Raw genomic sequence first — 10,486 nt, forward strand, 5'->3', positions numbered from 1 at the left:
AAATCTGTATTTGCTTTTTTCGTTCGTTCGATAGCTGCTTCAGCGTATCTCTTATTGTACTAAGAGGCACAGAGTTCTATTTTGTTTAATCGGTCTGTGGTAACGATAGGACGAGTGTATAAAAAATCCACAAGGCAGACGTGTGTCATACCTTGTGGAAATGTTTCTTTTATCTCGCGCCTGCGGAGCCTGCGGAATGCCTATGCTCCGGCGAAACGATATTCTTTTTGCGTGTCTATAGCAAGGAGTGTGAACAGTTCTTCCGTGAGTCTGTCGGCCACGTCGAGTGCATCGAGCAGCATTTTGTCGGAGAACTGTTGTATTAATTCCTGCGCCCTGATGGGCTGAGACCGATAGATTTGCAGGTATTGTTCTTCCATTTCTTTCTGCCGTTGCGCCGTTTCCTTCTCGAATTTGGTATATGTATCTTGAATAATCGGTGCAAATCGGTTGAAATTAACCATGCCCAAAGTCTGCACTTTGCGGAACTTCCAATAGGCAGAGTCGTTGCTTGAACGGTTCGTACCTTTAGTGTAGGCCTCGGGATACGATGTTATGCCTTGGTAAAGCGGCAGGAATACGCCCAATGCAGCCATGCCCATGGCCATGTAGTTTACCCTTCCGATGGCCTGAGGCAGTTCGGGACGTACCTGCAGAATGTGTGTCTGCGTGGTACGGAAGATAGAAACAGGGCGATATTTCTCCTTGGGATTGCTGTGCAGATAGGGATCGTGTTCGGTTCCGTTGTAATGAAATCTGAACGCCTTCCGCATGTCTTCCAGCGATAGTTTATGGTCGGCATCGGCAAAAACGGGGAATGTATTGCGGGTAACATCGTTTTGTATCTGCGGACTCAGCATGGCCTGCAATCCCCATACGCGCGGATAATTGTACGTAGTGTCTAACTGTTCGTCTCTTGCATACGCCTTGTGGAAGTCGAATGCGCCGTCTTTAGGATCGTAAAGACCGTTGGCTATGGCAAATTCAATGAGGTCTTCGGAGGCCATGTAGTTATCTTTATCCTGCGGATCGTATGCACGGAAGCGGCTTTGATTGCCTGTTACGAAGTATTTGTCGTCGGGTATTCGGCAAGCTAACCAACGGTGTCCGCCCGCATTCTCTATGTACCAAACCTCTTGGGCGTCTACAAAACCGATGGCAAAGCCTTCGGCCGAGCCGTGTTGTTCTATGAGCTTGCCCACACGGGCTACGCCCTCGCGAGCTGTACTTATATAGGGCAGCACGATGTTATAGATGCTGTTTTCGGCAACACCGGTATCTACAAGCGGATCGGCCTGTAGGGCTTTCGCGTTGCTGAATATGGTTTCAGTGGCACTCATGCCCACTCCGGCGGTGTTAAAGCCGGCACTTCCCCAATGACTATGCAGGTGATGAGGAGACAAGGCGGAATATCCGAACGCCTTACGTGGTAGTTCGCAACGGAACGGACTGTCTTTGGCTTCGAATTTTTCGGGCCCCTCGTTGGTATCGGCGAATATTTCTAAGTTCTTTGCATGCATGGCATCCCAGTCTTCCGAGCGTGCCACGATCATCGAACCGTCGTCGGTCATCTTCCTTCCCACCAATATTGAGGTGCATTCAGAGGGCATTTCGGCCACGCCGTTCCGATATTTTTTCTTTTGCATAAGAGTATTTTTTAGGTTTAAAATATACGGTCTGTTTTGCACAGATGTCCGCTTAATTGTTGCTTCTGCCAAAGATTCGCAACAGATAAAGGAACAAGTTGATGAAATCCAAGTACAGGCTAAGGGCGCCAAGAAGCGCTATTTTCATCGCATTCTCGTCCATTGATGTCTGCATAGCAAGCATTCGTTTGATTTTCTGGCTATCCCAAGCGGTTAAACCCACAAAGACTAACACGCCTATATAGCTCAATATCAGGTCGAAAGCAGCACTCTTCAGGAACAAGTTAACCACTGTGGCGATGATAAGTCCTATCAACGCCATGAACAGGAGCCGTCCTATCGACGTCAGGTCGCGCTTGGTAAAGTAGCCGTATGCCGCCATTGCGCCGAATGTTCCGGCCGTAATGAAGAACACTTTGGTAATAATGACCGGCGAATATACAACGAATATTGCAGACAGGGTAACGCCATTGAACGCCGAATATAGTATGAAAAGCAACGTAGCCATAGTAAGCGACAGGCGATTGATGGCTGCCGAAATGGCGAATACCATTGCTAATTCAGCGATAATCAGTCCGAACAGGAAGACTTGATGCGACCAAATGGCCATCATCAACTGCGTATTACTTGCCACGCCGTATGCCGTTAGGCCCGTTATGACCAGAGCCATCGTCATCCATACATATACTTTACGCATCAAGGCAGGGAATGCCAATGACATTGAACCTTCTTTCTCGCGTATTACTTTCTCTAATTCTTCTGCATTCATTTTATTTTCTGTTTTTAGTGAATATTTTGTTTTGCGCAGACAGAACACGCAGCGAACGATGGAATCTGCTCCGTATCGCTGCGATGCCGCCTATCTTATGCAAAGATATATCTTTCTTTTGTTTTGAATGCAAAACTGATGCCAAATTTATAATATTATAAGTTTTCGGTTTTAAAATAGGGGGATGGGCGTCTTTGTATGTATATCTCCGCTTGCCATGCCTATAATTTTGTCATGGCAGACGGTACATCTATCGGGCTTACACTATGGGAATAACGGCGATAGATGCTATCCTTGTTTTCGATACATGGGCAGCGTAATGGGGGAGAACTGAAAAAGTGGCAGTGCCGTATGGCAGATGTTTCCCGAATAGCAAACTGCGAACGACGATACGTCTGGGATTTACGATGTGTAGAAAAAGGTACTGTAGCGATTACGAACGCGACATAAGTTGAGATCGAACATCGGGTGGAAACTTTTCGATGGCATAGCGTAACATCGTTCGGGGCATTTCTTTACGGTGTTGCATGATATAATTATAGAGCCTTTGTTCATCGCGTTTGCCGGCTTCTCGCAGCATCCAACCAATGGCTTTATGCATTAAATCGTGTGTATGCGCCATCATTTTATCGGCTAATGCAAAGGTGTCGTCGAGTTGGTTATGCCGGATAAAGGCAAAAGTGGATACGATGGCGATACGATTATCCCACAACAACGGACTTTCGGCAAGCCGGTAAAGAATGTCGCGCGGTTTGTCTAAGAGATATTCGCCGACGACGAAACGGCAGGAGAGGTCTACCAAATCCCAATTGTTGATATGTTCGGTGAGCGACAAATAGAGATCGAAGAGCGTTTTACGGGCGGTATCGTCGGCTCGTTTGCACTGCTCGACCATGATGAGCAGTGCACATAGGCGTACTTCGTGCCATGCCGAGGTCATGAGTTCGTGTATCTCGTCGAGGTTTGCCGACTTGTGTTTTCGTGCTACACCCCTGACATCTGGCACTACAACGCCCAAGAAAGCGTCGCCTTCACCATATTCTCCCTTGCCTGTTTTGAAGAAACGAGGCAACACTTTACGCTTTTCGTCTTGCGAAAGAGCCTGCAATTCGGCGGTAATAGTATCTGTAATAAGCGTCGAAGTCATAAATATATCAAATTATATAATTGGCAAATAATCAATATCTTGTATTGTTTGATAATGGTTATTGGTAACAGTAAAGAAATTAGCGAACTTCAATGTTATGCTTTGTTTTGCATTTTCAAAGAATTGTTTTCCGGTTACAAAGATAATGATATATAGGGAAAGGAGGAATATTCTTCGAGTTAATTTCATGAAACCGTCCGTTTGAATGGCTTTTTCTGTTCCCTTTCATTACGATATGCTCAACAAGGTTTTTGCGTGGTTCGATAACCATGCTGCCTTTATCCTTCACTCTGAACGGGATTAACAATGCCAGCATTTCGGCTACTGCCAACGTCTTATCAAACATCATATCATATAAAGCATGTTGTGTAAGGGCAACTGTCTTGATAATGCAATGGATGAAAACTTCTTTGGTATTATGAAGTCTGGAGTTCTGTATGCTTAAAATCCTGATTTGCCGGAAGTCTTTAGACAATTATATCGAGTATTGCAACAATACAAAGAAGTAAGTTACGGTGAAAAGGAAGGATTTCTATGCAATATCGAACTCTTTCTAAAATCGGATAATGTTTAATTCATCTAACTCTTCGGGAACATTTCATTTCCTTTCTCCGATCTCTGTTCTTCCCTTATAGGGAGTTGTAAGAAGAGGAAAATAATAATGGTAAACTTCGCATTCCTAATAAATATGCACGTCGGAAATGATGAGTCCACCGCCTACAGCTTCGTTCAGTCGCTTTACAAGCTGTGTTTTCATCATCGAGAGGTCCTGTCTAAGCGCAGGACTGGTAATTTTTACGAAAAGCGTTTGGTTCTTGATGAATTTCTCGCCCGTATATCTTGTGATGGTAGGTCCCATGATGGTGTCCCACGCATCAATGAGACGTTTTTGGTTGAGCGGCGTTTCGAGTCCGCCTTGTCGCAGCACCTTCTGCAACACATCGGCCAGCGACTGCACCTCTTTCTTAAACATGGCTCACCTCTCTTTCGGATATATCGCCATTGGTTACCGAGAATAACTTGTAAGCATGGCGATTATTCTGCAATATACGGTCAAGATGATCGCGATTGGTATCGGTAATAAATATCTGACCATAGCTATCTCCCGATACTAAATGTACAATCTGTTCCACACGGGCGGCATCTAATTTGTCGAAAATATCATCCAACAGCAGCAATGGAGTGGTATTGGAAGCGGTTCGTTTAAGGAAATCGAATTGCGCAAGTTTAAGGGCCAGCACAAACGTCTTGGTCTGTCCTTGACTTCCTTCGCGCTTCATAAGATAACCATCCAGTAGCATTTCCAAATCATCACGGTGCACCCCGTGGAGCGAATAGCCCACTGCACGATCTTTAGACCTATCGCGCCGGATCACTTCGAGTAACGAACCGCGCTGACAATGCGACCGATAACCGAGTTCAACCTGCTCTTTATCGCCCGATATGCTACTGTAAATACGCTGGAATACAGGGATAAACTCTTTCACAAAAGCATCGCGTTTCCGGTACAGGAGTTCACCATTGCGTGCCATTTCCTCCTCCCAAATCTCCATGAGCGCCATGTCTGGCTCCGCTTCTTGGCGCAACAATACGTTTCGTTGCTGCAAAGCTTTGTTATAATTGCTCAATGCATCGATGTAAGAATGGTCGTATTGCGAGATTACGACATCCATCAGGCGGCGGCGCTCTTCACTTCCGTTATCTATGAGAGAGGCATCGGCCGGCGATACAAATACCAATGGTATCAGTCCGATATGCTCCGAGAGCCGCTTATATTCCTTGCCATTGCGTTTAAAATGCTTCTTGGTGCCGCGCTTCATACCACAGTAAATATCCTCGATCTCCTCGTCTGTATCGTTCACATAACTGCCCTGAAGCATGAAAAAGTCTTCGTCGTGCATAATAACCTGCGAATCTATGGGATTAAAAGCGCTTCTGCAAAACGAAAGATAATATACTGCATCGAGAAAATTCGTTTTACCTACGCCGTTATGACCAATCAAACAATTGATCTTGGGCGATAAGGTAAGCGAAACATCGCGGATATTGCGGTAATTAAGAATGGATATCTTTCTTAAAATCATCGTAGGGCTACGTCTTCTTTCCTGCAAAGTTAACCCTTTTATCAGTGAAAAACGAAAAAAACAAGCAATATATTTCAATATGTGAGATAAATTAAGTATTTTTGCAACGCATATGCCCTACAGGACGAAAGCCCTGCAAATAAAGGCATTAAAGACAAAGAAAACAAAAAGAAAAACAAAATAATAACAATGGTAAACAAAAACTCAAAGGGCGTTCTTGATATGAACGAGGGCCCCAACAAGTCGGAGGCATTCTTTATAAAATATAAGAAAGCCATCATCATTGCAATAGCAATACTGATATTGATCATTGCCGGAATATCGCTATACAAGGCATATATCTCCGGTCCACGGGAAAACAAAGCCAGTACAGAGCTTGCCAAAGCGCAGGAATACTTCAATATGGAGCAATTCGACAAGGCACTTAATGGCGATGGAGCGGGCTCTAACGGCTTTATCAATATCATCAACAACTACGGAAGCACCGATGCAGGCAACCTCGCCAACCTATATGCAGGGCTTTGCTATGCCAATTTGAATAAATGGAACGAGGCTGTAAAATATCTCGATGCCTATTCTTCCGCCGATGATGCGATGGTGAGTCCGGCCGCAGAAGCCGCTTTAGGCAACGCATATGCCCATGTAAACCAATTAGACAAAGCTGTAAGCTGCCTTAAAAAGGCTGCCAAGATGGCCGACAGTGAACTCAAAGAAGGCGTAAACAACAGTCTATCGCCTACATTCCTGCTTCAGGCCGGTCAAATACTCGAGAGTCAAGGCAAATATGCCGATGCTCTGAAACTCTATCAAGATATAAAGAAGACCTATGTAGGGGCTGCCCTCGTACAAAGCGGCGACATTGAAAAATACATAGAACGTGCATCTTTGAAGTAATGGCAACAGCTCTTCATAACTTATCCGACTACGATTTCTCCAAAGTTCCCGATGCCAGTAACATGTGTTTCGGCATTGTAGTGGCGGAATGGAATTCGGAGATTACCGGTGCATTATTGGACGGAGCCGTAAAGACACTTAAGAAACACGGAGCACTGCCGGAGAATATCCATGTTAAAACAGTGCCCGGAAGTTTCGAACTGATATATGGAGCGCACCAAATGGTACTAAATGGCGGCTACGATGCACTGATTATCCTCGGTTGCGTGGTACGTGGAGACACGCCACATTTCGATTTTATATGCCAAGGAGTAACGTATGGCATCGCTAAATTGAATACTACCAGCGAAATACCTATTATCTACGGCCTCTTAACCACCAATAATCTGCAGCAAGCCAAGGACAGAGCGGGCGGCAGATTGGGAAATAAAGGCGATGAGTGCGCTGTTGATGCAATCAAGATGGCCAAATTCTAAGCGCAGAAGTACGCGAATATCAACGATTGAATAACTTCGCAGCAATAGATTTCGAAACTGCTAACGCAGCAAGGACAAGCGTTTGCAGTGTTGGTATGGTGATAGTAGAGGACGGAGAGATAACCGATTCCTATTATCACCTTATTTGTCCTCTACCCAATTATTATACTCTGTGGACGACAGCCATGCATGGTCTTACCTTTGAAGACACTGCCGGCGCCCCGACTTTTCCCGATGTATGGGCGGAAATTGCACCGAAAATTCGTTATTTACCCCTCGTTGCCCACAATAAGGCGTTCGATGAAAGCTGCTTAAAAGCTGTGTTTAAGGCCTACGGAATGCAATATCCCGACTATAAGTTCTATTGCACGCTCCTCGGAGCACGCCGTACATTCCGCAAAGGTATGCTTCCCAATTATCAATTGCAGACCGTTGCGCAGTACTGCGGCTATAGTCTGTCGCACCATCATCACGCGCTCGCCGACGCAGAGGCTTGTGCACACATTGCCTTGAAGATACTTTGACGACCGACACACATAGAAGTCGTTCTCCACAAAATTAGCATAAAATAAACATAGAACGAAACAATATGAAACTGATACATTTATTACAAGCTTACGATTTCGATGAACTAATGCCGATAATCAATGAAATGTTCCCCGGTGCAACGAAATATGGCAAAGCTTTAAGAGAGGCCTATGACACGTTGTTAGAACTTAAGCCGGTGGCATCTAAAAAGCCTATCCGTTATAAATTGATGCAAGATGATAACAGCAGCAACTCTTTCATGGGGGCAGAAGATGCTTGTTTCGACACCACATGGGAGGTTTGTCTCGGCAAGGAGGTGATAAGAGAAAGGGGAGTAGACTTGAGCGACATCGAATTAGCTGCCAACTGTTTGGTGAATTTATGTCTTATCGCCCGTTATCCCAAGTCGTTCGAGGAGGCCCACCGACAACTCATGAGAGGATAAAGAAAGAGAGTATGTATGAAAGACGAGGAATTAGCGATAGGTATTTGATGGTTATAATGTAAGAACTTGGCTCGTTTAAATCCTCTCAAACTACATTCTTTTCGTGATATATACATAAAAAAATAAACAAATCAAGTTTCTGCAATTCAATCATGCCGTCTGTTTATTTGAAATAGATGGTATGCCTGTCAGATATAAATCATACACCTAATGCGGATATATTACAGATATTATCCGCTTTCACTATCAGCTCTTAATTAATGTCAATAGTATGTAAATGGTTTCAGTAGGAAAAACTCTGCCTTTGGGTTCTGTCGTTATATTCGGCAATCTGCCTTCTGAAATATCTCTGAAGCAGGAATATCGTAAGTCGTGTAAAGAGGTAACGTTCGGTATGCATATCTTATCCAATTTGAAATTGTACACAAAAGCAGCCAATTCAAATATCAGATATGCTTTTCGAAACATAAGGTGTTGTGCATAGACATAATATAAACGGGGGTATGTTATTTCAGAAACACTCGTTACAAAAAGTATCTGTCAAGTTAAAGATGTTTCAGTAATTAAGACAATTTTAAATTACATTTCATATTTATAATATAATAATTTGATGTTTTAATAATATTCTTTACCTTTGCGCCATAATATAACGAAAGACAACACTTTATTAAACTAAGTATCATGATAAAAAATAATTTTATCAAATTATCCGTTTTATCTTTCTATCTTTGGGGAGTATCTAACGCAATATTTGCAAAAGATGTCGTTTTCGATGCAAGTAAAGATCACAAATACTTATTTATTACAAAAGACGAAGTAACGATAAATATATGTGAAGGTAACGGAGATTTCGGTAATAAGGACTATCCGTTCTATACCTTTAAGAAAGATAGTAAAATCAAAATTACATCCTGTGGAGGACACATTTCTAAAATCATATTCACATGGAAGGACAAGAAGAGCGGACCGGGGCATGTAAATCTTATTTCTACAGGCATATATAATGACAATGAAACCGAAGGTGTATGGACTGAAGATACAGAAACGGGAGCTACAGATACCGTTAATTTCGAGATGTACTCCATAGTGCATGCCGCTTCCATTACGGTTACGATCGAACCGGACACCATCAATATAAAAAATACCATCGATGAAGATAAACCTTTTAACCCCATCACAGCAGGCATATCAGACGTTAGCCTTCGTCGTACATTCAATGCCAATGTGTGGAATACTCTCGTATTACCATTCGATTTATCAGCCGAACAAGTCTTGAAAACATTCGGTACAAATACGAAAATAGCTGATTACATAGGAGCTAAAAGACAGCAGGACGGTTCATACACACTTTGTTTTGAAGTTTCAACTACAGGCATTAAAGCTAACACTCCCGTATTCATCCGTGACACAGAAGCTAAAGAAAGTTACGAAATCCACAAAGTTACCGTTACGAACCAGCCTCCTACCTGCCTTAAATCAGGATTCGATTTCATAGGCACTTACAACGAAACGAAACTGAATGTCAACGATTACTTTATCAGTTCCGATAACAAATTCTACCAAGCTAACGGAACGGAACCCCTGAAAGCCACACACGCCGCATTCCGTTCATCCATCCAAAACGGTTCCAATCATAAGGTTCGCCTATCGGTCAGTGAACAAACAACAGCTATCAAGAATGTATTCCGCCCGCAGGCATCTGCAGATCACATTATGTATAACCTTTCCGGACAACGAGTAAATACCACCTTCAAAGGAATTATCATTTGTGAAGGGAAGAAAATCGTACAGAAACCATGAAAAAGTCGTACATCATACCCAACATTCACATATTTATCATTAGCACAACAAATACTTTCTTACAAAGTTCCCTCTCGAAGTCGAGACCTTCTTCCGGCCTTCCGACAGGTACAGAGCCCTCGAATGGGGGAACTAATGATGGCACCCATCCCGTTGGTTCGAAGTATTTTGACGAATGGAATGAGGAAGATAAATGATATAATTAGTAGGCGAAGCTGAAATGAAAATCTCATTTTCTTTTGCTGTGATTGTTGGATTTCCGAATTACTTTATCAAGTTTGTGATGCTTATATCTATATATAATAATGTATTTAGTTTTATTTATTTTGATTTACATCAATATTCTTTAAAAATATCTTTTTTATTGTATCTTTTTTGTTGTTTTATTTGGCGGTTCGGTTTAATCTGTTTACTTTTGCGTTCGCTTTCCCCTGCTAGGGGTTGTGCATATTAGAAAGAGTTCTTTGACTAATTTACATAGGAGACAGAAGAAGTAGTACGAAAAAGCTATCCGTTATCATGTCTTTTTATTTATTATTTTGATGTGTTTTATGGATAGGGTAGGAAAATCATTCGACTTTGTCATTTATATCCTTGATTCAGGTTATATTTTGTCATTTGCATATCGTTTGTGATCCAATTTGAGCTAACTTATGAGCGTTTTAATACAGACATTTTAGGTATTTCGTGATATCCT

Annotated in this window: 11 protein-coding genes; 6 read left to right on the forward strand and 5 right to left on the reverse strand. The window is 42.7% G+C overall.

The features are described 5' to 3' along the window. Positions 1 to 200: 200 nt before the first annotated feature. The 5 genes from BN3912_RS02345 to recF form a co-directional block, all read right to left on the reverse strand. Positions 201 to 1,646 carry a C69 family dipeptidase gene (locus tag BN3912_RS02345; protein ID WP_023984367.1) on the reverse strand — a complete coding sequence of 482 codons (1,446 nt, stop codon included), beginning with the start codon at positions 1,644 to 1,646 and terminating at the stop codon, positions 201 to 203. A gap of 52 nt (positions 1,647 to 1,698) precedes the next feature. Then, positions 1,699 to 2,415 (reverse strand): Bax inhibitor-1/YccA family protein, encoded by a 717-nt coding sequence (locus BN3912_RS02350; RefSeq protein ID WP_004369441.1) that lies wholly within the window; start codon positions 2,413 to 2,415, stop codon positions 1,699 to 1,701. 433 nt (positions 2,416 to 2,848) lie between these two features. Then, complete coding sequence (locus BN3912_RS02355) at positions 2,849 to 3,562, reverse strand: DNA alkylation repair protein (RefSeq protein ID WP_023984368.1); 714 nt, start codon at positions 3,560 to 3,562, stop codon at positions 2,849 to 2,851. Between the two features lie 679 nt (positions 3,563 to 4,241). Continuing rightward, a complete protein-coding gene (locus tag BN3912_RS02365) occupies positions 4,242 to 4,535 on the reverse strand; it encodes a DciA family protein (protein ID WP_004369445.1) in 294 nt (97 codons plus the stop codon). Then, positions 4,528 to 5,646, reverse strand: coding sequence for a DNA replication/repair protein RecF (gene recF / locus BN3912_RS02370; RefSeq protein ID WP_023984369.1), 1,119 nt, complete (start codon positions 5,644 to 5,646; stop codon positions 4,528 to 4,530). The genes BN3912_RS02365 and recF overlap by 8 nt, the downstream gene beginning before the upstream one ends. A 189-nt stretch (positions 5,647 to 5,835) precedes the next feature. Here recF and BN3912_RS02375 point away from each other — a divergent pair, with 189 nt between their 5' ends. The 6 genes from BN3912_RS02375 to BN3912_RS02400 all read left to right on the forward strand — a co-directional run bounded on the left by BN3912_RS02375 (position 5,836) and on the right by BN3912_RS02400 (position 9,986). After that, positions 5,836 to 6,540: a tetratricopeptide repeat protein gene (locus BN3912_RS02375; protein WP_023984370.1), complete on the forward strand. Its 705-nt coding sequence runs from the start codon at positions 5,836 to 5,838 to the stop codon at positions 6,538 to 6,540. Next, a complete protein-coding gene (gene ribH / locus BN3912_RS02380) occupies positions 6,540 to 7,016 on the forward strand; it encodes a 6,7-dimethyl-8-ribityllumazine synthase (protein WP_004369451.1) in 477 nt (158 codons plus the stop codon). Before BN3912_RS02375 ends, ribH begins: the two co-directional genes overlap by 1 nt. A 26-nt stretch (positions 7,017 to 7,042) precedes the next feature. After that, the gene (locus tag BN3912_RS02385; RefSeq protein ID WP_036859461.1) at positions 7,043 to 7,540 is read left to right on the forward strand and encodes a 3'-5' exonuclease; all 498 of its coding nucleotides are present in this window, start codon (positions 7,043 to 7,045) and stop codon (positions 7,538 to 7,540) included. 65 nt (positions 7,541 to 7,605) lie between these two features. Next, on the forward strand, positions 7,606 to 7,989 hold the full coding sequence (locus BN3912_RS02390; RefSeq protein ID WP_023984372.1) for a hypothetical protein: 384 nt from the start codon (positions 7,606 to 7,608) through the stop codon (positions 7,987 to 7,989). Positions 7,990 to 8,670: 681 nt separating this feature from the next. Next, complete coding sequence (locus BN3912_RS02395; RefSeq protein ID WP_023984373.1) at positions 8,671 to 9,789, forward strand: hypothetical protein; 1,119 nt, start codon at positions 8,671 to 8,673, stop codon at positions 9,787 to 9,789. Continuing rightward, the gene (locus BN3912_RS02400; protein ID WP_023984374.1) at positions 9,786 to 9,986 is read left to right on the forward strand and encodes a hypothetical protein; all 201 of its coding nucleotides are present in this window, start codon (positions 9,786 to 9,788) and stop codon (positions 9,984 to 9,986) included. Before BN3912_RS02395 ends, BN3912_RS02400 begins: the two co-directional genes overlap by 4 nt. Positions 9,987 to 10,486: the final 500 nt, after the last annotated feature.

Origin of the sequence: Prevotella phocaeensis (genome assembly GCF_900065875.1) — a bacterium.
GTDB lineage: Bacteria > Bacteroidota > Bacteroidia > Bacteroidales > Bacteroidaceae > Prevotella > Prevotella phocaeensis.

Excerpts from the sequence above, each read along its gene's own strand:
- BN3912_RS02345 (WP_023984367.1), bottom strand. The coding sequence starts at position 1,646 with ATGCAAAAGAAAAAATATCGGAACGGCGTGGCCGAAATGCCCTCTGAA.
- BN3912_RS02350 (WP_004369441.1), bottom strand. The coding sequence starts at position 2,415 with ATGAATGCAGAAGAATTAGAGAAAGTAATACGCGAGAAAGAAGGTTCA.
- BN3912_RS02355 (WP_023984368.1), bottom strand. The coding sequence starts at position 3,562 with ATGACTTCGACGCTTATTACAGATACTATTACCGCCGAATTGCAGGCT.
- BN3912_RS02365 (WP_004369445.1), bottom strand. The coding sequence starts at position 4,535 with ATGTTTAAGAAAGAGGTGCAGTCGCTGGCCGATGTGTTGCAGAAGGTG.
- recF (WP_023984369.1), bottom strand. The coding sequence starts at position 5,646 with ATGATTTTAAGAAAGATATCCATTCTTAATTACCGCAATATCCGCGAT.
- BN3912_RS02375 (WP_023984370.1), top strand. The coding sequence starts at position 5,836 with ATGGTAAACAAAAACTCAAAGGGCGTTCTTGATATGAACGAGGGCCCC.
- ribH (WP_004369451.1), top strand. The coding sequence starts at position 6,540 with ATGGCAACAGCTCTTCATAACTTATCCGACTACGATTTCTCCAAAGTT.
- BN3912_RS02390 (WP_023984372.1), top strand. The coding sequence starts at position 7,606 with ATGAAACTGATACATTTATTACAAGCTTACGATTTCGATGAACTAATG.
- BN3912_RS02395 (WP_023984373.1), top strand. The coding sequence starts at position 8,671 with ATGATAAAAAATAATTTTATCAAATTATCCGTTTTATCTTTCTATCTT.
- BN3912_RS02400 (WP_023984374.1), top strand. The coding sequence starts at position 9,786 with ATGAAAAAGTCGTACATCATACCCAACATTCACATATTTATCATTAGC.